The sequence below is a fragment of the Amorphus sp. 3PC139-8 genome, from assembly GCF_040750475.1.
GTDB lineage: Bacteria > Pseudomonadota > Alphaproteobacteria > Rhizobiales > Amorphaceae > Amorphus.
Genome location: NZ_JABJVY010000003.1, coordinates 154,594 through 176,733, shown reverse-complemented (window position 1 = coordinate 176,733; position 22,140 = coordinate 154,594). Strand labels below are relative to the sequence as shown.

Genomic DNA, 22,140 nt, shown 5'->3' with positions numbered 1-22,140 from the left:
GCGAATTACGAGAAGCGAGTGTTTCATGGAAACCTCGGAAATTGCGTTGGGCGCACGGTAGAAAGGTCGCTCGATGCGGTCAAGCGGAAAGTTGACGGATTGCGATGAGGCTGAAAGCGTCTCGAAAGCTTCGCAAGCATTTCCTGCATGCCGCGTTTGCTTCGCTCCTCGCCTCTTGTCACACAGCCGGATCGATCCGTTCCCAGTCAGCAAAGCGATTGCGGAACCAGGTTTCTTGGCGTTTGGCGTAGCGGGTGCTGTCGGAAACCGTGCGCAGGCGGGCGCCATCGAGGGAGAGCAGCCCACGCAGATGGGCAATCAGCGGCGGCACCCCGATGGCCTTCATCACCGGTAGGGCAGGGTCCAGCGCCTTTGCATCAAGGGCTTTGGCTTCTTCAAGTGCGCCTGCAGCGAGCATCGCCTCGAACCGGGTGGCGATCCGCTCCCGGAGCCAGCCACGGTCCGGTGCGAGCACGATCTTGCGGCAGCGGGCGGCCTCCAGCCGGGGAGGCGAAGCCTGAGCCTGCCAGTCGGCCAGCGAGCGGCCGGTCGTCTCCATCACCTCCAACGCGCGCACCACCCGCTGCGGATCGGAGGGCTGAAGCCGCTCCGCCATTGTCGGATCGATCTCGGCAAGAGCTTCGTAAACGGCGGCGGCACCGTCCGTGCGTGCGCGTGCCCGCCAGTAGCTGCGGATCGCTTCCGGGATCTCGGGAACCTCGCTCAGGCCCGATAGCAGCGCGGTGAAATAGAGCCCGGTGCCGCCGACGACGATCGGCGTTTGCCCCGTTTGCGAAGCCTCGGCCAGGATTGGGTCGAGTTCGTCGAGCCAGCGGGCGACCGAGTAGGCTTCCTCGCCGGGAATGTGGCCGTAGAGCCTGTGGGGAACGCGGGCCTCGTCCTCGGGGGTCGGCCGCGCGGTCAGCACGCGGAGATCGCGATAAACCTGCATGGAATCGGCGTTGACGACGGGTCCGCCGAACTCTTCGGCAAAGCGGAGCGCGAGCGCCGACTTGCCGCTGGCCGTCGGCCCCGCTATCAAAACCGCCCGCACCCTTTCCTCGTTCCGATCCGCGATCCTCACGATGGACCTCGTCGCCACTTTGATTGCCGATCCCGCCGATCCGGCGGTGGACACCGCCGCGATTGCCGCGGCGATGCGGCTCCTGCCTGAGGCCGATCTCGCCGTCTTGGCCGACAACGTGGCGGTTGACCTCGCCTTTGTCGACCCGTCTGCCACCGAGGCACGAACCTGGCAGGACCGGCTGCGCGAAGCGCTGGCCGACCGGCCGATCGATGTGGTGGTGCAGGCTCCGCTCGCCCGGCGCAAGCGGCTCCTGATCGCCGACATGGATTCCACCCTGATCGGTCAGGAGTGCATCGACGAGCTTGCCGACGCGCTCGGGCTAAAGGAGCAGATCGCCGGCATCACCGAGCGCGCCATGCGCGGGGAGGTGGAGTTCGAGCCGGCCTTGCGCGAACGGGTCGCGCTTCTGAAAGGCCTTGCCGATTCCGTCGTCGAAGAGGTGCTGGCCGCGCGCATCACGTTGACGCCGGGCGCGCGCACCCTGGTCCAGACCATGCGAGCGAACGGTGCCTATACCGCGATCGTTTCCGGCGGCTTCACCGTCTTCACCAGCGCGGTCGCCGATCGCCTGGGCATGCACGAGCATCAGGCGAACGTGCTGCATGTGGAGGGAGGCACGCTTCTGGGGACGGTGGCCGAACCGATCCTGGGCCGCGACGCCAAGCGGGCGCGTCTGGAGGCGTTGATCGAAGAGCTCGACCTGCCGCGCTCCGACACGCTGGCGGTGGGAGACGGAGCGAACGACCTCGCCATGCTGGAGGGCGCGGGCCTAGGCGTCGCCTATCATGCCAAGCCCAAGGTCGCGGAAGCCGCCGACGTGCGCATCGACCATGGCGACCTGTCGGCGCTTCTCTACCTTCAGGGCTACAGCCGGGCCGAGTTCGCGGACTGACCGACTTTTAAACCATCCAAGCCCGTCATTTTGCATTGCGGGGGCAGATGGTATCGGAGACAACGGACCTTGTGACGGGTCGGGCGCCAATACGCGCCTTCGGTCACCAGAACGCATGCCAGTCGCATTCCCAATGAGGCATCGTCCGCCCGTGTCTTTGACATGACCGCCGCCAGCGCCACCACTGGAGACGCACCCAAGCAGCGGATGCTCGTCATCGGCGCGCTGGGCATCGTGTTCGGCGACATCGGCACCAGCCCGCTCTATTCCTTGCGCGAAACCGTGGTGGCCGCCGGCCATATGGCGCCGGATGTCGCGGTGGTGGGCGTGCTCTCGCTGATCACCTGGGCGATCATCCTGGCGATCGCGGTGAAATATGTCGGGATGGTGCTGCGGGTCGACAACGACGGGGAGGGCGGCATTCTGGCGCTTGCGACACTGCTCAATCTGCATGCCGATGCGCGACGATGGCAGCTCGTGCTGCTTTGCGCCGCCCTTCTTGGTGCGGCGATGCTGTTCGGCGACGGGGTGATCACGCCGGCGATCTCGGTGCTCTCCGCCATGGAAGGGCTGAAGCTGGCCGCGCCCTCGCTCGATCCGCTGGTGGTGCCGCTGACGGTGATGGTGCTGGCCGCTCTGTTCCTGGCTCAGCGCGCCGGCACGCATCGTATCGGCGTTCTGTTCGGGCCGATCATGCTGATCTGGTTCGTCGTGCTCGGCCTACTGGGTCTCTACGGGCTTTCCGGCAATCTCCATGTGTTGCGGGCGCTGTCGCCCCATCATGGTGTCCTCCTGCTGGCGGCCGATCCCGTGCGCGGCCTTGCGGTGCTGTCGGCCGCGTTCCTGGCGATCACGGGCGGCGAGGCGCTTTATGCCGATCTCGGCCAGTTCGGGCGGCGCGCCATCTCCTGGGCGTGGTACGGGGTCGCGATGCCCGGCCTACTCCTGAACTACTATGGCCAAGGCGCGCTGATCCTCGCCGATCCGAGCGCGCTGCAAAATCCGTTCTACGCGCTCGCGCCGCACCTTCTGCGCATCCCGCTGCTCCTGCTTGCGACCGCGGCGACGGTGATTGCCTCGCAAGCCGTCATCACCGGCGTTATGAGCCTCGCCCGGCAGGCGATGGAGATCGGCTATCTGGTGCCGCTTCGCACGATCCACACGGCGGAGGAGCACGAAAGCCACATCTATCTACCGGCCGTGAACGCGTTTCTCGGCATTCTGGCCATCGTCGTGGTGATCGGGTTCGGCTCTTCCAACGCTCTGGCCGGCGCCTACGGCCTTGCGGTCGCGACCGCTATGGTGACGACGACGGTGCTATATGCCGCCGCCGTGATCCGGCTGCGGGATTGGCCGCGCGGGGTCGCGATCGCCGTGGTCGTCGGCATTTTGGCGTTCGACCTGGTGTTCTTCGTCGCCAACCTCGGCAAGATCGAAAGCGGCGGCTGGCTGCCGCTGATGCTTGCCGCGTTCGCGCTGTTGGTGATGGCGGCGTGGCGGGTCGGCCAGGCGCGCACTCGGGCCTGGCTCGCACCGACCACGATTCCGCTGCCCCAGTTCGCCAAGAAAGAGGCGAAGGAGACCGTCAATATCGACTACCCGGCCGTGTTCCTGACCCGCACCTCCGCCAACACGCCGACCACGCTGGTGCTGCTCGACCGGCTGTTGGGTACCACCTTTTCCACCGCGATCGTCGTCTCCGTCACGGTTGCCGGACGGCCACGAGTAACCGGCGACGAACGGGTGAAGACGGTCCCCATGAAAGGCGGCATCCTCCGCCTCGACATTTCGGTCGGCTATATGCAGTCGGTCAATCTGCCGGCGATCATCGGGCCGGTGCTCAAGGCGGAAGGCATCGATTCCGACACCGTCGTCTACGTAGTCGGGTTCGAGCGGCCGGTTGCCCCGGAGCGCATCCGACGGCCGGGCGACCTGCTGGCCAAGCTGTTCGCGGTGCTTGCCCGCTTCATGGAACGCACGGCCGATCATTTCCAGCTTCCTCAGCGCCGCACGCTGGAAGTCGGGGTGCCGGTTAGGCTGTAACAACAAGGGTGGAGTCGCCCTTGCCGCGTCTTGTCACCCGACACAATTGAAGCGGGTCCGTTGCTCGCGTAGAAGACGGCACCAGATCATGCGGCCCGGCGCGTCTCGGGCCGCTCCAATTTCCCGACAGGAACTCCATGGCACGCCAGTTCATCTACCATATGCAGGGCCTCACCAAGTCGTATGCCGGCGGCAAGAAGGTCCTCGACGGCATCCACCTGTCCTTCTATCCCGACGCCAAGATCGGCGTTCTGGGCCCGAACGGTTCGGGTAAGTCGACCCTCCTGCGCATCATGGCGGGCATCGACACCGAGTTCACCGGCGACGGCTGGGTCGCCGAAGGCGCGCGCGTGGGCTATCTGGCCCAGGAGCCGCAGCTCGACGAGAGCCGGACGGTGCGCGAGAACGTCATGGACGGGGTTGCCGCCAAGCAGGCGATCCTGGAGCGCTATAACGAGCTTGCCATGAACTACTCCGACGAGACCGCGGAGGAGATGGCCACGCTCCAGGACGAGATCGACAGCCAGAATCTCTGGGATCTCGACAGCCAGGTCGACCAGGCGATGGACGCCTTGCGCTGCCCGCCCGACGATGCCGACGTCTCCAAGCTGTCGGGCGGCGAGAAGCGCCGCGTGGCACTGTGTCGGTTGCTGCTCGATCAGCCCGACCTGCTCCTCCTCGACGAGCCGACCAACCATCTCGACGCCGAGACGGTCGCCTGGTTGGAAAACCATCTGCGCGAATATCCCGGTGCGATCCTGATCGTCACCCACGATCGCTACTTCCTGGACAATGTCACCGGCTGGATCCTCGAGCTCGACCGCGGTCGCGGGATTCCCTACGAGGGCAACTACACCGCCTATCTGGAAAAGAAAGCCAAACGGCTGGAGCAGGAGAAACGGGAATCGGCGGCGGAGAAGCGCGCGCTGGAGCGCGAGCGCGAATGGATTCAGTCGAGCCCGAAGGCCCGCCAGACCAAGTCCAAGGCGCGTATCCAGGCTTACGATGAGCTTGTGAAGCGCAACGACGCCCGCACCCAATCGTCGGATGCCCAGATCATCATCCCCGCCGGCCCGCGCCTCGGCGACACCGTCATCACCTTCGAGCACCTGTCCAAGGGCTTCGGCGACCGGCTGCTGATCGACGATCTCTCCTTCAAGCTACCGCCCGGCGGCATCGTCGGCGTCATCGGTCCGAACGGCGCAGGTAAGACCACGCTGTTCCGCATGATCACGGGCCAGGAGACGCCGGACTCCGGCGAGATCGAGATCGGCGAGACCGTGAAGCTCGGCTATGTCGACCAGTCGCGCGACGCCCTCGACGCCAACAAGACGGTCTGGGAGGAGATCTCCGGCGGCAACGACGTCATCCAGCTCGGCAAGCGCGAGATGCAGTCGCGCGCCTATGTCGGCGCCTTCAACTTCAAGGGCGGCGACCAGCAGCAGAAGGTCGGCAACCTCTCCGGCGGCCAGCGCAATCGTGTGCATTTGGCCAAGATGCTGAAGTCGGGCGCCAACGTGCTCCTGCTCGACGAGCCGACCAACGATCTGGACACGGAAACGCTCGCGGCCCTGGAAGACGCGCTGGAGGATTTCGCCGGCTGCGCCGTGGTGATCTCGCACGATCGCTTCTTCCTGGACCGGCTCGCGACCCACATCCTCTCCTTCGAGGGCGACAGCCACGTGGAGTGGTTCGAGGGCAACTTCGCCGACTACGAGGAGGACAAGAAGCGCCGCCTCGGTCCGGACGCCATCGTGCCGCGCCGGGTGAAGTACAAGCGGCTGACCCGCTAGCAATCCCAGGAAAAGTGGGAAGCGGTTTTCCGCCCGGGATTGCGACGAGGAAAATGCAATCCCAGGAAAAGTGGGAAGCGGTTTTCCGCCCAGGATTGCGACGAGGAAAATGCAATCCCAGGAAAAGTGGGAAGCGGTTTTCCGCTTGGGATTGCGACGAGGAAAATGCAATCCCAGGAAAAGTGGGAAGTTGCTTTTGTCCTCACGCTGTCACGGCTTCGCCGTTTCGCTCCGGACGGGGCGGCCTGACCGGCCGGCGCGCGGTCGCGCGCTGGCTTCGCATTCCCGCGAAGTGGGAACCGATTTTTTATTTCTTTTCGCTCGCGCCAGCTCGCGTTGCTCGCGGCTGCGTGGGGGCGGCCCGGAGCGTTTCCAGGAAAAGTGGGAACCGGTTTTCCGTCCGGAAACGCGTTGAACCCAAAGACCGGCGCGCGGTCGCACGCTGGTTGGTGCGTTCCCAGGAAGAGCAGTAAGTCACTTTTGTCCTCACGCTATCGCGGCTTCGCCGCTTCGCTGCGGAGGGCCGTCTAAGGACAGCTGCGCAGTCGCGCGCTGGTTGGTGACTTCCAGGCAGGTCGTCTTCCGATCTCGCGGATCGGATCGGATCGTGGTGGTGGCGGGCCGACGCGCGAATGGCACATGAGAAGGTCGTGCCCGCCTGCCCAGCACGAAAGATCACGGGCAGCGATGAGTTGCCCCTGTCCGTATCAGGCGCATCCTTCCAGCCAGACGTCCCCGTGGTCGGAGGGGGTGCAGGCACCGCTGGTCAGGCGCTCGATGCGACGGATACGCTCGTGAAGATCGTCGCTCGGGTTCCGTAAGTCATAGCGGACAGGCGCAATCAGTACGGCCACCAGTGATCGAAATTCGCCGTCGGAGAGCGCCGCGGGCTCCTTTTGGTAGATCGACTGGCTTGCCCGAAAGAAGCCGGTCATCCATCCGTCCGGACCATTTCCCATTTCCAGGGTATTCAGCCAGAGCGCATAGATCTGGTTCTTGGTGAGCTGACCTTCCAGTCCAAGTGCGTAGCCGGTCTGACGGATCTTGCGGACACCGGGTTTGAAATCTTTGAACGCCAGCCGTTTCGAGAGCGATTGGGTGACTGTGGTCAATCCTGCCCCGGGCGTCGTGAAGTCGACGCCGCCGTGTTTTTGGAACCCTGGATCCTGAACCATAAGCAGGTCCGCGGCTCTGCCCGGGCCGAGTGCTTCCGGACCTCGTCCCTCTGCGATCAGATGATCGGCGCGCTCCCTGAGCGCCTCAGAGTCACCGCGCGCATCCAGATAGCCACCGAGCCCATAGAGGAGCGCGGCTGCGAGCAGCAGGATGACGGCAAGGACGGCAAATTTCGCAAATCGAACCATGCGGCAATCTTCTTGAGGACGTGGGGAAAACAACGCGGGCATGCCGTCAGAGCGGGATTACCAACGACGGCAATTTCCGGGAATGGTGCGATAGGCCGCAACTCGACCGTTCGTCGCCGCCTATCAATGGACGGGAGGCATGCAGGGTCAGCCGCCCGGCTCCCACGCCGGGGCGATTTCGCGGATCGGATCGTCGGAAAAGCGGGCCGCGGCATCGGCGACCCGTTCTCCCGCCACCCTCAGCTCCGGCCGGATGGTGGCGAGCGGCATCAGCGCGAAGGCGCGGTTCAAAAGCTCCTTGTGCGGGATGATGAGGTCGGGCTCGCCGACCTCGCGGTCGCCATAGGTCAGAATGTCGATGTCGATCACCCGAGGGCCCCAGCGGAAGGTCTCCGTGCGGCCGAGTTCGGATTCGATCTTCTTGCACGCGGCGAGCAAATCGCGGGGGCTTAACGTCGTGGTGCCGGCGGCGCAGGCGTTTACGAACCAGTCTTGGGCCTCGTAGCCCCAAGGCGGCGTTGCGAAGAAGGGCGAGGCGACGGCCAGCTCGATCCCGGGCGTGCGCGCCAGGGCATCCAGGGCGCGGGCGATCGTCGCCTGAGCGTCGCCGACATTTGCGCCCAGCCCGATGGTGACGTCGACCGAGGTCATGTCGCCCGGCGCGCGCGCCGAATGGAGAGCCCGACCGTATCGAAGATGCCGGCGATCGGCGCGGACGGCTTTCGGATCTCGATTTCGACCGCGGTCAGTCGCGGAAAATCGGCAAGCAGCCGCGCAGCGATGGCCTCGGCAAGGGCCTCGATCAGCTTGAAACGCTCCGTCTCCGCGATGGCGCGCACGGCCGTATAGACGTCGCCGTAGCAGACCGTGCGGGAATAGTCGTCGTGCGCGCCGGCTTCGCTGGTGTCGAGTTCCAGAGTGAGGTCGATGTTGAAGCGCTGGCCCAGCTCCGCCTCGGCCGGATGCACTCCGTGACGGGCGAATACGGCCAGGCCGCGGATGAACAGGCGATCGGATCGTTCAGGCATTGGCCACGGCCTCCACTAAGGTGCGGGCGGCGACGTGCTCGGCAACGTCGTGGACCCGGATGATGTCGGCACCGGAGGCTAGCACCAGCGTGTCCAGCACCAGCGTGCCGAGCAGCCGGTCGCCGACTTCGGTGCCGAGAAGCTTGCCGATCATCGATTTGCGGGAGAGCCCGATCAGGATCGGAAAGCCGAGCGTTTTCAATCGAGGAACGTCTTTCAGCAGCGACAGGTTCTGGCCCAGCGTCTTGCCGAAGCCGATGCCCGGATCGAGCACGATGCGCTCGCTGGCAAGGCCGGCTTGCTGCGCCTTCTCCAGGCTTTTTTCGAAAAAGCGGACGACGTCCTCGAAAATATCGATCTCCGCATCCACGCTTTCGCGATTGTGCATGATGACCGTCTCCACATCGAAGGCGGCGGCGACGGCGGCGATCTCCGGATCGCGCTGCAGGCCCCAGACGTCGTTGAGAATCGACACGCCGGCGGCAAGCGCGCGTTCGGCCACAGCGGCCTTGGAGGTATCGATCGACAGCGGACGGTCGATCCGGTTTTTGAGTTCCCGGATCACCGGGGTCACGCGGGCGAGTTCGGTTTCCGCGTCCACCGGATCGTGGCCGGGTCGGGTCGATTCGCCGCCGATATCGATGATGTCGGCCCCTTGTTGGACCATCGTGAGGGCATGATCGACCGCTTCGCCGAGCCGGTCGAAACGGCCGCCGTCGGAAAAGGAATCCGGCGTGACGTTCAAGATACCCATGATACGCGCCTGGCGGGCGCCGGATGAAAGGGGCTCTGTCATACTCGCCTTCGGCTGAATGTGGTCGTCTCAAGCGGTTTGGGGGGAGTGGGATAGCAGTTTTCCAAGCCGGACCCGCGGCAAAATTTGCGGAAAACCACGATGGCGCGCTTTCCGGGCGGATTTGGTGGGCCATCTGCGGCACGTCGCGGGGTGGTCGTGGCGGCGCAATCGTGCAAACTCGCCCCGAATCCGACGAGAGTGCGAATCGAAGACAGCATGCAGTGGTCGCCCCAGCAGGAAGCCGCGCTGACCGCCGTCCAGAAATGGCTGAAGCGCGGCGACAGCCAGGTGTTTCGGTTGTTCGGCTATGCCGGCACCGGCAAGACGACGCTTGCCCGTGAGATCGCGGAGGGCGTCGACGGCGACGTGCTGTTCGCCGCCTTCACCGGCAAGGCCGCCCAGGTGTTGCGCGACAAGGGCTGCGCCAACGCGCGCACCATCCATTCGATGATCTATCGCCCCCGCGGCGAGACCAAGGAGGACGACGAGGGGCAGGTCTCGCCGACCTTCTCGCTCAACCGGCAAAGCTCGGTGTCCAAGGCCGCCTTGGTGGTCATCGACGAGTGTTCGATGGTGGACGAGGCGCTCGGCCAGGATCTGATGTCGTTCGGAGCGCCGATCCTCGTGCTCGGCGATCCCGGCCAGCTCCCGCCGGTCGCCGGCGGCGGCTTCTTCACCGAGACCGAGCCGGACTTCATGCTGACGGAGGTTCACCGCCAGGCGCGCGACAACCCGATCATCGACCTCGCCATGAAGGTGCGCGAGGGCGAGCCGATCAGCCATGGCCGCTATGGCGAGAGCGCCGTCATCGGACGCGCCGATGTCAACCAGGACATCGTGCTGGCCGCCGATCAGGTGCTCGTCGGCACCAACCGGACCCGTCGGCTCTATAATGGGCGGCTAAGGGAGCTGAAGGGCTTCGCCGGTGTGCTGCCATTGGCCGGCGACAAGCTGGTCTGCCTGCGCAACAACACCGAGAAGGGGCTGTTGAACGGCGGGCTCTGGACCGTCTCTTCGGTGTCGACCAAGCCGGGCCAGTCGCTGCAGATGCTGGTGAAGGCGGAAGACGCCGGGCCGCGCCCGCCGGTCGCCAAGATCAAGGTCCTGAAGCAGGCTTTTCAGGATGGGCCGGACTCGATTCCGTGGCAGCTTCGACGCGGCACCGACATGTTCGACTACGGCTATGCGCTGACCGTTCACAAGGCCCAGGGCTCCCAGTGGGACGACGTGGTGCTGTTCGACGAAAGCTTCGCCTTCAAGGAGCATCGCGACCGCTGGCTCTACACCGCCATCACCCGCGCGGCGAAGCGCCTGACCCTGGTCCGATCCTAATCATCCAAAGTTCTTCATGCACCATTTGCATTCGCTTCCAGGAGCGTTACAACGCGGCTCGCTGCGGTTTTCGGCAACGATCGGCTGCTAGAGCGTTTCCAGGCGAAGTGGAGATCGTTTCCCGCCCGCATCCCGCTTTAACTTAACTCGGTTCGATCACGTTGAACGAGTTTGGGCGACTGAGATCCAAATTCGTCGTGTTCCAAGCGTCGGGACCACCGTGTCCGGCCGGCTCGGCAAGACAATCCAAGGAGAAAAACACGGTCATGCGCGTCTATTACGATCGGGATGCCGACCTTAACCTAATCAAGGGCAAGAAGGTTGCCATCGTCGGCTACGGCAGCCAGGGCCATGCACACGCCTTGAACCTGCGCGATTCCGGCGTGGCGGAAGTGGCCGTCGCGCTGCGCGAAGGATCGGCGACGGCGCGCAAGGCCCAGGCCGAGGGCTTCAAGGTGATGTCAGTCGCCGATGCCGCCGGCTGGGCGGACGTGGTGATGATGCTGACCCCTGACGAGCTCCAGGGCGACATCTACAACGACCACCTGCACGCCAACATGAAGGAAGGTGCCGCCCTCCTGTTCGCCCACGGGCTCAACGTGCACTTCAACCTGATCGAGCCCCGCATCGATCTGGATGTGCTGATGGTCGCGCCGAAGGGCCCCGGCCACACGGTGCGCTCGGAATATCAGCGCGGCGGCGGCGTGCCCTGCCTGGTGGCGATCGCTCAGGATGCCTCCGGCAACGCCCACGATATCGGCCTGTCTTACGCCAGCGCCATCGGCGGCGGCCGCGCCGGCATCATCGAAACCTCGTTCCGCGAGGAATGCGAGACGGACCTGTTCGGCGAGCAGGCCGTGCTGTGCGGTGGTCTGGTGGAACTGATCCGGGCCGGCTTCGAAACGCTGGTCGAGGCGGGCTATGCTCCGGAGATGGCCTATTTCGAATGCCTGCACGAGGTGAAGCTGATTGTCGACCTCATCTACGAGGGCGGCATCGCCAACATGAACTACTCCATCTCCAACACCGCGGAATATGGCGAGTACGTCACCGGTCCGCGCATCATCACGCCGGAGACCAAGGCGGAGATGAAGCGCGTGCTCGACGACATCCAGTCGGGCACCTTCACCCGCAATTGGATGCTGGAGAACAAGGTCAACCAGACCTCCTTCAAGGCCACGCGCGCGCGCAACAACGCTCACCAGATCGAAGAGGTCGGTGCTAAACTGCGCGAAATGATGCCGTGGATCCGCGAAAAGGCGCTGGTCGACAAGGCGAAGAACTAGCTTCGTCCGATCCGGTACGCTCCGGGAGGCGAACGAGATGGCAGCGGACGGCGACATTGTGCTTCGGCCGGTGTCGTCGTTCGCCATCGGCTTCCGGGATGTCGTGCCGGCGTTTGCGACGATCCGGCGCGCCGATATCGAGGCGCGCTGGAACGCGGCGGTGGCCGCCAATCCCGCCCTGTTCAACGGCACCGTGCTCCTGTTTCAGGACGTCGCCGTCCAGGGCGCTGCGCTTTCCGCGGTGGCCGTGCCGGTCGACTACGCCACCTTCTCCGCCTTCATGGCGTGGGGCGGACCGGAGCCGCGCCTGACGAACCTGTTCGGGGCGGCGGCGGTCGTCTCTCGCGATGGTGGCCTGTTGCTTGGTCGTATGGGGCGACGCACGGACGACCCCGGCACCGTCAAGCTGGTCGGCGGAACGCCGGACCTGAACGATGTGATCGACGGCCGGGTCGACATGTTCGGCTCGATCGCGCGTGAACTCGCCGAAGAGACGGGGCTTCGTGTCGACGAAGCCGCGCGCGAGCCCAAGCTCTGGTATGCGAGCGATCCGCCTTACGGGGCGTTGATCCAGGTTCTGCGCTTCCCGCAAGATGGCGCGACGCTGGCTGCGCGGGTGCGCGACTTCCTGCACGAGGACAATGATCCGGAGCTGCAGGATGTTGTCGTGCTGGACGCGCGAACAGACCCTTCCATGCTAGGCTTGCCACCCTACAGTCTGGCGATCGCCCGGCAGCTTTTCGCGGCCTGACCAATATTCGACGAGGGATTCGATGGATCGACGCTACGCCGTTCTCGACGTCTTCACCGATCAAGCGCTCAGCGGCAACCAGCTTGCCGTGGTGCGCGATGCGGCGGGGCTCTCCGACGACGCCATGCAGGCGATCGCCAAGGAGTTCAACCTGTCGGAGACGGTGTTCGTTCTGCCGCCGGAAAATCCCGCGCACACCGCGCGCGTGCGCATTTTCACCCCGGCCAAGGAGTTGCCGTTCGCCGGGCATCCGACAGTGGGAACGGCGGTCCTTTTGGGCAGCGACAGGCTCGGACAGAGCAGCGACCTCGACGCTGTCGTGGTGCTTGAGGAGAAGATCGGGCTGGTGCGGTGCGGGGTCGCGTTTCGCTCCACAAGCGCGGCCTATGCCGAGTTCGACCTGCCGCGGCTGCCGCAAGTGGCCGATTCCGCGCCGGGTGTCGAAGCGGTCGCGGATGTGCTCGGCCTGGCGCCGCACGAAATCGGTTTCGGCCATTTCCCGATTGCCGTTTCCGGCGTCGGCTTTCCGTACATGGCGATTCCGGTCAACGGGCTGGACGCCATTCGCCGGGCGGCACCGCGAATGGACCGTTGGGATACCGTCTTTTCCGAGGAAAGGGGATATCTGTCGGCCTATCTCTACACGGCCGAGGTCGAGCGGCCGGATGCGACCTATCACACCCGCATGTTCGCGCCCGCCTTCGGCATCGTGGAAGATCCGGCGACCGGATCGGCGGCCGCAGCGTTCGCCGGTATCTTGCATCGCTACGGGCAGCTCACGTCCGGCAGCCACCGCTTCCTGCTGGAGCAGGGAATTGAGATGGGGCGGCCGTCGCTGATTGCACTGGAGGTCGATGTGGCCGAAGACGGGGCCCTGCACGCCGCGCGGATCGGCGGATCTGCGGTCCTTGTGGCGGAAGGCATGCTGAAAGTCTAAAACGGCGTCCAGCCTCGTCGGCCGATCCTCAACGCGTTCTAATTGATTTCAGCCGGGATGGGGAGGATGCAGACCCGATTGCGACCGGACTGCTTTGCCTCGTAAAGCGCAGCGTCGGCGTGCGAGATGAGGTCCTGGATCTGGTAGCAGGTGGCGGGAGGCGAGGCGAAGACGCCCGCGCTGACCGTACATCCGTGGACCATGGCCCGGGGCGTCACAATGTGCTCGCGTTCGAACCGATCGCGGATGCGATCGGCCACCAGGTGGGCGCTGGTCGCGTCTGTTCCCGGCAGCACCACGGCGAATTCTTCGCCGCCGATCCGGGCGGCGAGATCGGTCGCCCTCAACCCCTGGCGGCACACCATCGCGAACCGTTTGAGCACCATGTCGCCGATGGCGTGGCCGTGGGTGTCGTTGACGACTTTGAAGTTGTCGAGGTCGAAGACGATGGCCGATGCGCCGCAGAGCGACAGTCCGTTGGTGCGGCCGAGTTCGATCAGGGCGCGTCGATTGAGGAGGCCGGTCAGGGAATCGGTCATCGCGTCGACGCGGTGGCGGTTGGCCGCCCGCTGGTGCACGAGCGCAAGGGAGAGGGCTCCGATACCGGTGAGGCACAGCACGCTGAGGATTCCGTTCGCGGTTTCCGCCCAAGAGTCCGGCACGCCCAGAAAATCCACCGGATAGAACACGAGGAGCGAGATTCCGCAGATCGCGAACGAGGCGGCGGCAACACCATAGAAGCCGGCGAGGCCGATGAGGTAGGCGGGGCTTTCCCGGCGCGCGCAATAGTAGATAGTAGCCGTTTCCGCAAGGACGGCGCAGGTGATCAGGTTGGTGAGCGCCAACATCAGGCCGTTGCGTCCGACAAGGGCGAGGGCGGTGATCAAGACGACGGCCGGGATCAGCCGTCCGAAGCCGCCAACGGCCGGCGCCTGTCCGTTCTCGAAATCCGCCGCCGCCATCCAGGCCAAGACGGAGCCCAGGATCAGTGTGATCGAGGCGATCCAGCCGGTGGTCGGGGCAGCGCTCTGCGCATACTGGCCGAACGCCATCGTGGCGGCGACGTACGTCAATGTCGCGCCGGACCAGATGATCATGAAAGTGTGGTGGCGGTCGGCGGCCCAGGAAACGATCGCGGAGATGCAGAGCGCGGCACTGCACACGCCCGCCATCATCATGATCGTCCCATACTCCAAAAGCATGCGCGTGTGCCCCGCATCCCGGACCGAGAGCACTTCCTTTTCGTTCAGGCTCATTCAATCTGAACGGGAAACTCTCTGACCGGAAGTGCTTTTAGTCGCCCCTCGGTCGTTCGTGCGCGCTTTGATTTCGACGATCGCCGAAACGTGGCTGACCTCCGTCAATCGCCTTGTTCGAGCACCCTGGAGACCACGGCTTCGTTGTCCCTCGCCATGCCGCGCCCCCGAGCATGGCGAATCCAGACCGTCGATTAGCCTATGAAATGCGTAGCTTAAATCTTGATTGGATTGAAGCGAGTGGGGGCGAAAAATTGCTCGGATAGGTAGATATGGCGCATTTCGTGCGATTGAGAGCACCGTTCCTATCCGGAGATTGTGCTCTCGCGGAGCGTCGAGGGCGGCGGGCTGGCACACGCGAGAGACTTGATCCGCCAAGCCAGTGCGCTGGCGCGAGCCGCAAGCTTTTGCCACTTAGCCTGGAAACGCTTTAGAACCGCCGCTGCTGCGGTTCGCGTGCAAAGCGGATGACCTGAAGCGCGCCGCGGGTCTCCGGTGTGGAGGCGGCCGCGTCGAGGGCCTTGAAGATCCGCTCGGCGGCCTTCCACTGGCCGAGATTGTAGTGGGCATAGCCACGCATCAGCATCAGGTCGCGCTGCTCGGGCGCCACGCGCGAGCGTTCGTCGAGGGCCATGATCGCGTCGGCATACTTGCCGTCACGATAGGCGGCGAGGGCCCGCTGGGTCAGAAGTTCGCGCGACATCTCCGCCCGCCGCGTGCGAGGCTGGGGCGACTTGGTCGCCGCGATCGCCGCCTCGTTGGTCAGGTTCGTCTCGGCCTTCGCCAGGGTCTCGCCATAGGCAGAGTCGGCGATCCGGTTGCGGTCGAACGAGGTTGCGTAGGCGGCCTCGAAAGCCATGGCGGCCTCGACCGGACGGTCCAGTTCCAACAGGCACCAGCCACGGGCCAGAGCGTCGCCGCCGGTCAAGGTGCCTCGGCGGATCGCGGTGTCGGTGACGCCGACGCAGCCCTTGTAGTCGCCGCTGGAATAGGCGTTCATCACGGCCGTCGAGGTTCCCGGCGCGCGATCGACCAAGCGGTTCGAGGAGACGTTGCGGGTGGTGCCGTAGGCGAGATCGGTGTTGATCGCGATCACGTCCGGTCCGCCCGTGGCGAGCACGGTGGCCGTGGAGGTGTCGGTGCCCCAGTTCGGCACGCCGCCGGTGTAGAGGATGGCGCCGTTGCTGGACTGCTGGCCGGCCCGCGGGCTGTAGCCCGACCAGCTCGTTCCACTGCCGGTTTCCGTGTAGGCGAGCGTACCCGACGTGCCGGAGACGGCCGCCGTTTGGGTGCCGGCCATGGTTTCGGTGGCCGAGACTGCCGTGCTCGAGGTCGTGGTCGCGCGGGTCGGAGTGGTGGCCCGGGTCGGCGTGACCGTGCGGGTCAGGCGCTGCGGCATGCCCGTGATGCGGCGCGCTGTCGTCGTTTCTTCCGGCGGTAGCCCCTGGCGACGGCGCTCGGCGGCGGCCAGGCGCTCCTTGATCGGACCGCATTCGATCTGCTGCACACCGGTCTGGCGCAGGCTTTCGTCCGGATTTTCTTCCTGGCTCGGCGCTTCCGGCTGCACGCCCTGGCCGGTGACCAGGCTTTCCACCGCCGGATAGACTGGACCCCATTCTGACACCACCTCGTCGAACCCTTCGGTGTCGCCAAGCCGAAGCCGGGCGAGCGCGAGGCCGAACACCGACGCTTCGGCGGGTTTCCAGTTGGTGGCGGTGATGAACCAGTCTTCGGCCGTCTGGAATTGGCAGGTGTTGTAAGCGTACCAGCCGAGTGCCTGGGCGCCGTTGGCATCCTTCTGTTCGACCACCACCGGCGCGAACCGGGTGACGGTCTCCTGGTCGATGGCGTAGATGTCCTTGCCGGTCAGGAAGGTGGCCACCGCCTCCAGGTAGATCTCCATGATCTTCGGCGAGGTGTTGCGCCAGATATAGGAGGCTTCGCGGGCGCGCGCCTCCTCGTCAAGCGCACGCAGGCTCAAGATGAAGCCCTGCGCCGCCTCTACCCCGTCATGTCCGCGCTCCAACGCGAACCGGAACCACTCCAGCGCGTCGTGGGCATTGTCGTGGCGGTAGAGATACCAGCCAAGCAGGGTCGCATCGCTGGTGTCGCGGCCGGTCGCGGCGACTTGGGCGAGATATTGCAGCTTGTCGTCGGAGACGGTCTTGGAGGGATCGGCCGCCGCCGAGCCGACTTCCCGGCGAACTACGTTCAGCCGGACCACAGCGAATTCGTTTTCGCCGTCCGGCCCCGTGCGGCCGAACTGGAACAGCTTCTGCAACTGCGAATCGGGCAGCAGTTCGGACGCCTTCTCCACCGTGGCGACCCGCTCCTGGCTGTTGTCGCAATTCTGCAGCACGTAGGCGTAGGCATCGTAGGCGCGTTCGGGACGATCGGTCTTGGCGAACGCCTCGGCGACGCGCCACAAGACGTCGACATTGGAACAGACCAGCAAGCCGGGATTGTCCGCCGCGACGTTGATCACCGCCTGCCATTGTTCGAGCTTGGAGGCGTTGACCAGGCGTTCGCGGGCTTCCGCCTCGTTGAGCGCGGTCAGAAGCGCCTCGGGGGCGCGCCAATTCGGCTCGCGCTGCTGACGCTGCGCGATCATTTCGCGCACCTGGCTGTAGCGGGCCTCTCCGAAAAGGTTCCACATCTGCTGGACTTCCTGGTCTTCGCGGACCGGGTCGAGCAGGTTCGTGGGCGGCTCCCAATCGGGGTAGAGGGCTCTCAGCCGGCGCAGTTCCGCTTCCAGCCGGTCGACGTCGCCTTGGCGCGCGAAATAGCGCAGCGCACTTTCGTCCGCAGCCGAGGGGCCGGACACATTCTGTCCGCCGCCGTAGACCGGCTGCAGATTTTCCTGAGCGTCGGCAGGCAATAGGAAACGGTCGGCGCCGCCGGGCCACGGGCCGATGTTGAAGACATACCCAACCGCCAGCGCGCACGCCGCACCAATGAGGATGTGGTGCTTGCGCGTCAGACCGGATCCGGAGTCCTTACCGCTCCGGCCGAAACCATCTCCGGTCGCTGCGGCCTGGATGTTCCAGAGGAAGCGGTCGAGCGGCGAAGACGGCGGACGGCGCAAGGCGTGCGGCCGCCATTTCCCCGCGTCGGATCCGTTGCCCTCGCTCATCTAAGCTCTACCACTCGTTCTAACCGGGGCTTTGCCCGAGCGGGCGAGGCCTCATCCGATCACGTACTCGCGCGTTTCCGCTTCCGTGGTGACGGACCTCGGCGGATAGCAGCAGGGGAACCATGACGGGTGCCGGTTAACACTTCCTATAAAGGCTGCCACGCGGACCCAAGATGCAACCTTTCTTCAAGGACTTGAAGGGTTGCTTACGTTTTGGTCGTGGCCGGCGGAGATGAGCCGCAGGCCAAACAGCCATTGTTCTGACTGGTTTCGCCCGGTGACCGGTCCGCTGAGCGCGCGGGATGCGCCTTCCGATCAATTGGAAAGGCAGCGCGGATAGTTCTCCGCCAACACGGACAGGGCCAGCAGGTGAAGCGAGGACGAATAGTAGTCCGTCGCTTCGAACTTTTGCAGATCTGGGGGGATCGGGGTCCCCCGCATCGCACAGGCAACCAGCGCGGCCTGAATCTTGTAGCCGGGCGCGTCGAGTTGCTGCTTTACCTCGTTGGTCTCGACGTTGACGACGGCGGGCTCGCCGTTGCCGTTCTGGTTCCAGGCTTTGTCGTAGGGCTCCAACAGCGATCGATCGGTGATCCCGGCCTGGATCAGATAGAGCGGAATGCGAACGGAATTGTAGCCGAAGTCGGGATCGAAACCCTGGGCGGGGCGGGGCGGCTGATTGGGCTGGACCGAGATCCAGTCGGTGGGAAGCTGGACGTCGCCGAAGCGCGCTTCCTTCATCAAGATCAAGCCGGTGGCCTTGACCGTGCTCCAATCCGTTGCCTGGTCGAGCTGCTTGAAGACGTCCAGCGCGGCGAAAACCCAGTAGGAGAGGTTGACCACCGGCCCGTCCGGCCGCTCCTCGGCGCTGAAGCCCTGCGAGCCGGGCATGATGAGCTGCAGGTTGTCCTGCTGCGTGATCAGCGTGTTCCCGATCGCCTTCACCATCGTTTGCGCGTGGCTGCGATAGCGGTCGATGCCCCATCGGTCGGCGGCTTTGTAGAGCGCCAGCACGATCAGGATGTCGCCATCCGTCGCCGTGTTGATGTCGGTGATGTGGGGATCGGCGTCGGGAACCCATTTCCAGGCCGCAAGACCATCGTCGCGGATCAGGAGCTGGGTCAGCGTGAAGGTCCAGATCTGTTCGAAGCTCGCGCGGTCGTCCGCCGCGACCGACAGGAGCAGGCCGTAGCCCTGGCCTTCCGAATGGCTGATGTCGTTGTTGCCGGTGTCGACGATGCGCCCGTCGGATTTGAGAAAGGCGGAGCGATAGGCCGCCCAGGCCGAGGACGAGATCAACGGCGCCGTGGCGCTGATGCCGACGCCGTAGTCCTGGGCTGCGGCCGGAGCGGTGATGAGAAGTGGGAGAAGCAACGGCAACAGACAGGCGGCGAAGCGTGACCTCATGGTTCGGGCGCTCGGCGTCATCCGTCGCAGTGTCAAGGCTGTCTCCCCATCGGCTTGATCACTCGGTACGTGAAGATACCAAGCAGGACCGCCACGCCAATCATCGCAATGGCATAGATGCCATTGTTCAACGAGAACCAGTTGGCCGCAATGAGTCGCATATTCCGGAAGCTTAACGGCTGCGTGACGACGAACACCGGATTATCCGCCTGGAAGCTCTGTACGGAGTCGGTATCCAGGGAGAAGGCGGTCAGCCGTCCCGCGAGACGGTTCCATTGGTGCTCGCTCGACATCGATGCCACACCCGCCGACAACAGGGCCGGCGTTGGCGCGGTGACGAGTGTCCAGGCCTGATCGTCCGCCTGCGGCGCGCTGGCCTGCGCAATCACCAGCGTTGCCTGATCGGAGATGACATTGCTGGCATCGGCCTCTTCGTCGCTCGCGAGAAAGCCGAAGGAGACATCGAACTGGCGGTCGAACCAGTCGCCGATATCTTCCAGCAGGCTCGACAGGTTGGTGCTCTGGCCGACCTGGGTGCTCCACTGCTCATAGAGATCGCGGGTCTGGATCCGCTCGTCGGTGGCGATATCGTCGGTTCGGCCGTAGTCGTCCACGGAGACGTTGCGATTGCGCAAGGAGTCGCGCTCGCGGGTCTGTTGGCGCAGTCGCTGCAGGATCGCGTCATATTGGTCGAGGCCTTGGGGCTGACTGCGCGAGACGCTGCCCCGCGGGGCGAGCCAGCTTCCGGGAATGACCCGGTCCACTCGGGTTTGTTGCAGCACCAGCGGCGTAACCTCGCCGAAGGAGCCGACGACGATGGCCGGACGGCCGACGAGATTGGCCACGCTGTCCACGGCGACCGTGTTGAACGGCGCGCCGCGAGTGGTGGCGAGGCGGGCGAGCAAGCTTGCGGTGGCGCCCAGCGTATCGCGGGAATCGCCGGACACGCGCACGGCGATCGGCCGATCGTCCCGGCTATAAGGGAAGCCATCGGCGCTGAAGGAGGCGAGATCGGGGATCCGGCCGATCCGGGCGAACTGCGGGAACACGAACTCGGTGGTGTTGAACAGCACGAAGCGCTGCTGGGTCGAGACCGTTCCGCCGGGCAGGCACAGCTCGTCGGCATCGGTGCGCAGATTGACCTGGATACGGATGTCGTTGATGCCCGGCCGGAAATTCTTCAGGAGAATGCGGACCGGGAACTTGTTGAACACACGGCCGTTGCCGGTGGTGAACGACAGAGCGGTCGCCAGCACGTCGTTGACATAGACGTTGAGCCGGCTGCCGGGGAGCACCATCGGCGTATAGGCGGCGTCCAGCTCGATAGTCGCCTGACCGTAGGCGGCCGCGAAGAAATCCGGTGGCAGCTTGACTTGGAAATGGGTCTGGAACCGTCGGCCGGAGAATTCCTCCGTGAAGACGCCGGCTTCGCGCAGCGTGACGCGGGAGGCGCCGTCGATCCGGATCGCGTCCGGGGAATTCCAGGGCGGGGTCGCGGCAATCGGAGCGACGCGCGAAATCGGATTGATTTCGGCGGCCAGTCGTCTCAGCGCCACCGGCAGCTCATGGGCGTTGGGCGCGGTCACGAACACCGTCGGGCCGATGTCAGGCCGGTCCTGTAGCGTGACCACCGTGGAGTTCTGTGCCTCGGAGGGGACGTCCCGCACGAGACTGGAGACTTCTCGATAGGTCCCCATCACCAGATTGACGACGCCCGGCTGAGGAGGCGCCGGCATGCCCGGTGTCAGGATCTCCACCAACGGGTGAGAGAAGCGTCCGCGCACCGACATGATCTGGGCGGCATCGAGGATTCGGTCCTGGGACGCCGCCGTCATGGCGGCCGGCTGTAGCACGCGGATGCGCGTCGCGCCGGTGGTGTCCACGCCGACGGCCGGCAGCTCGGCGAGGCTTTGCAGAGGCACGTCGCCGCCCCGGAACGACAGCCCCGTCAGCCGCGGCTCGATCCGGGTCCAAAGCTCGTAGGTTGCCTGGATCGAGCAGTCGATCCGGTGACGCTGGTCGACCTCGAACCGGATTGCGTTGGCGCCTGGCCGCACCATCTCGGGATCGAGTGACACGGCGACGACTTTGGTGGCGTCGGGCGAATCGATTTGGGTGGAGAGGATTTCCCGCGTGTTCAGGAAGACCCGCAGCTCGGACGCTTCCGGCAGCACCAGCACGGAATTGGTGAACGCGACGCTCAAGGTCGCGCCGCGCGCCGCTTCGGCCGCGCTCAGATAGATCGTCCAGCTTTGGAAGTCGATTTCGCCTTCCAGGCGGAGTTGGGCGTAGGGAACGATCGGCCGATCGACGGCCGGAATTCTGGTCTCCTGGTCTCCGAGCGAAATGTACATCGTCCGCTGGCCGGAGGTGTCGGTCTCGAAGAAGCGGTTGAGCGCGTCGACCTGATCGCTGCTATCGATCGGCAGCGGCGACTGCTCGGTGCTCTGGTCCGGAGCCGGCCCGCTCCAGCGTGGCGCGCTTTGCGGGTTGGTCAGCGTTTCGATCGGAGGAAGGGAGCGGTTCGGCGTTTGGGAGGGCGCGGCCGATTGGCCGCTTTGCGCCTGGCCTTGGGGGGATTGGGTTCCACCCATGTTGAACGGGCTGGAACCTTGCTGGCCGCCCGTGGAAGGGGCGGGCTGCCCGCCCTGCAGAATCCGGTCGTTGGAGGACGGAGCGGCGTTGAAATATTGGTCGGTGGTTTCGCTGAGGTTCGGCGAACCGAAGGCGGGAGCGGATTGAGATCCGCCGGCGCCGAACGAGGGCGCGGGCTGCGAACCGTAGTTCTGCGATTGGCCCGTGGGACCCGACGATTGGCCAGTGGAGCTCGGCGCGGAGGAACGGCTGGAGGAGGGCGCGCCGCCGGATGTGCTCGGCGGCGGCCCGGAGGCGCCGGTGCGCTCGCTCGGATTGATTTGGAACGGAGATACGTCCTGCGCATGCGCGGCGAGGCCGGCGACGGCAGCGATCGTCACGGCCAGTACGAGGCTGCGCGCAAAACGATGGGGGCGCTGTTTGGGGGTCATCGCAGCGCT

The 22,140-nt window shown here is 65.1% G+C and carries 16 protein-coding genes; 7 read left to right on the top strand and 9 right to left on the bottom strand.

Features of this window, described 5'->3' with window-relative positions; all coding sequences use genetic code 11:
* Positions 1–178: 178 nt before the first annotated feature.
* On the bottom strand, positions 179–1,084 hold the full coding sequence (gene miaA, locus HNS03_RS04680; protein ID WP_367193494.1) for a tRNA (adenosine(37)-N6)-dimethylallyltransferase MiaA: 906 nt from the start codon (positions 1,082–1,084) through the stop codon (positions 179–181).
* Between the two features lies 1 nt (position 1,085).
* Here miaA and serB point away from each other — a divergent pair, with 1 nt between their 5' ends.
* From serB to ettA, 3 genes are all read left to right on the top strand, one after another.
* Positions 1,086–1,979 carry a phosphoserine phosphatase SerB gene (serB, locus tag HNS03_RS04675; protein WP_367193493.1) on the top strand — a complete coding sequence of 298 codons (894 nt, stop codon included), beginning with the start codon at positions 1,086–1,088 and terminating at the stop codon, positions 1,977–1,979.
* A 162-nt stretch (positions 1,980–2,141) separates the two neighbouring features.
* Positions 2,142–4,022, top strand: a complete 1,881-nt coding sequence (locus HNS03_RS04670) for a KUP/HAK/KT family potassium transporter (RefSeq protein ID WP_367193492.1) — start codon at positions 2,142–2,144, stop codon at positions 4,020–4,022.
* A 137-nt stretch (positions 4,023–4,159) separates the two neighbouring features.
* Positions 4,160–5,815 (top strand): energy-dependent translational throttle protein EttA, encoded by a 1,656-nt coding sequence (gene ettA / locus HNS03_RS04665; RefSeq protein ID WP_367193491.1) that lies wholly within the window; start codon positions 4,160–4,162, stop codon positions 5,813–5,815.
* Between the two features lie 707 nt (positions 5,816–6,522).
* Here the strand turns inward: ettA and HNS03_RS04660 are convergent.
* From HNS03_RS04660 to folP, 4 genes are all read right to left on the bottom strand, one after another.
* Complete coding sequence (locus tag HNS03_RS04660) at positions 6,523–7,221, bottom strand: transglycosylase domain-containing protein (RefSeq protein ID WP_367193489.1); 699 nt, start codon at positions 7,219–7,221, stop codon at positions 6,523–6,525.
* Positions 7,222–7,326: 105 nt separating this feature from the next.
* Complete coding sequence (folK, locus tag HNS03_RS04655) at positions 7,327–7,830, bottom strand: 2-amino-4-hydroxy-6-hydroxymethyldihydropteridine diphosphokinase (protein WP_367193488.1); 504 nt, start codon at positions 7,828–7,830, stop codon at positions 7,327–7,329.
* Positions 7,827–8,207 carry a dihydroneopterin aldolase gene (folB, locus tag HNS03_RS04650; RefSeq protein ID WP_367193487.1) on the bottom strand — a complete coding sequence of 127 codons (381 nt, stop codon included), beginning with the start codon at positions 8,205–8,207 and terminating at the stop codon, positions 7,827–7,829. The genes folK and folB overlap by 4 nt, the downstream gene beginning before the upstream one ends.
* Positions 8,200–8,961 (bottom strand): dihydropteroate synthase, encoded by a 762-nt coding sequence (folP, locus tag HNS03_RS04645; protein WP_367193485.1) that lies wholly within the window; start codon positions 8,959–8,961, stop codon positions 8,200–8,202. The genes folB and folP overlap by 8 nt, the downstream gene beginning before the upstream one ends.
* A gap of 258 nt (positions 8,962–9,219) precedes the next feature.
* Between folP and HNS03_RS04640 the strand changes: the two genes are divergently transcribed.
* The 4 genes from HNS03_RS04640 to HNS03_RS04625 all read left to right on the top strand — a co-directional run bounded on the left by HNS03_RS04640 (position 9,220) and on the right by HNS03_RS04625 (position 13,309).
* Positions 9,220–10,335 (top strand): ATP-dependent RecD-like DNA helicase, encoded by a 1,116-nt coding sequence (locus tag HNS03_RS04640; RefSeq protein ID WP_367193483.1) that lies wholly within the window; start codon positions 9,220–9,222, stop codon positions 10,333–10,335.
* Between the two features lie 266 nt (positions 10,336–10,601).
* Entirely contained in the window at positions 10,602–11,621 is a 1,020-nt protein-coding gene (ilvC, locus tag HNS03_RS04635) for a ketol-acid reductoisomerase (RefSeq protein ID WP_367193481.1), read from the top strand.
* Between the two features lie 37 nt (positions 11,622–11,658).
* A complete protein-coding gene (locus HNS03_RS04630) occupies positions 11,659–12,372 on the top strand; it encodes an NUDIX hydrolase (RefSeq protein ID WP_367193479.1) in 714 nt (237 codons plus the stop codon).
* Between the two features lie 22 nt (positions 12,373–12,394).
* Positions 12,395–13,309: a PhzF family phenazine biosynthesis protein gene (locus HNS03_RS04625; RefSeq protein ID WP_367193478.1), complete on the top strand. Its 915-nt coding sequence runs from the start codon at positions 12,395–12,397 to the stop codon at positions 13,307–13,309.
* Between the two features lie 38 nt (positions 13,310–13,347).
* Here the strand turns inward: HNS03_RS04625 and HNS03_RS04620 are convergent, their stop codons facing one another.
* The 4 genes from HNS03_RS04620 to HNS03_RS04605 all read right to left on the bottom strand — a co-directional run bounded on the left by HNS03_RS04620 (position 13,348) and on the right by HNS03_RS04605 (position 22,131).
* Positions 13,348–14,565, bottom strand: a complete 1,218-nt coding sequence (locus HNS03_RS04620) for a diguanylate cyclase (RefSeq protein ID WP_367193476.1) — start codon at positions 14,563–14,565, stop codon at positions 13,348–13,350.
* A gap of 430 nt (positions 14,566–14,995) precedes the next feature.
* Positions 14,996–17,698: a hypothetical protein gene (locus tag HNS03_RS04615; RefSeq protein WP_367193475.1), complete on the bottom strand. Its 2,703-nt coding sequence runs from the start codon at positions 17,696–17,698 to the stop codon at positions 14,996–14,998.
* A gap of 315 nt (positions 17,699–18,013) precedes the next feature.
* On the bottom strand, positions 18,014–19,105 hold the full coding sequence (locus HNS03_RS04610; protein WP_367193473.1) for a glycosyl hydrolase family 8: 1,092 nt from the start codon (positions 19,103–19,105) through the stop codon (positions 18,014–18,016).
* A 32-nt stretch (positions 19,106–19,137) separates the two neighbouring features.
* A complete protein-coding gene (locus HNS03_RS04605; protein WP_367193472.1) occupies positions 19,138–22,131 on the bottom strand; it encodes a cellulose biosynthesis cyclic di-GMP-binding regulatory protein BcsB in 2,994 nt (997 codons plus the stop codon).
* Positions 22,132–22,140 lie beyond the last annotated feature (9 nt).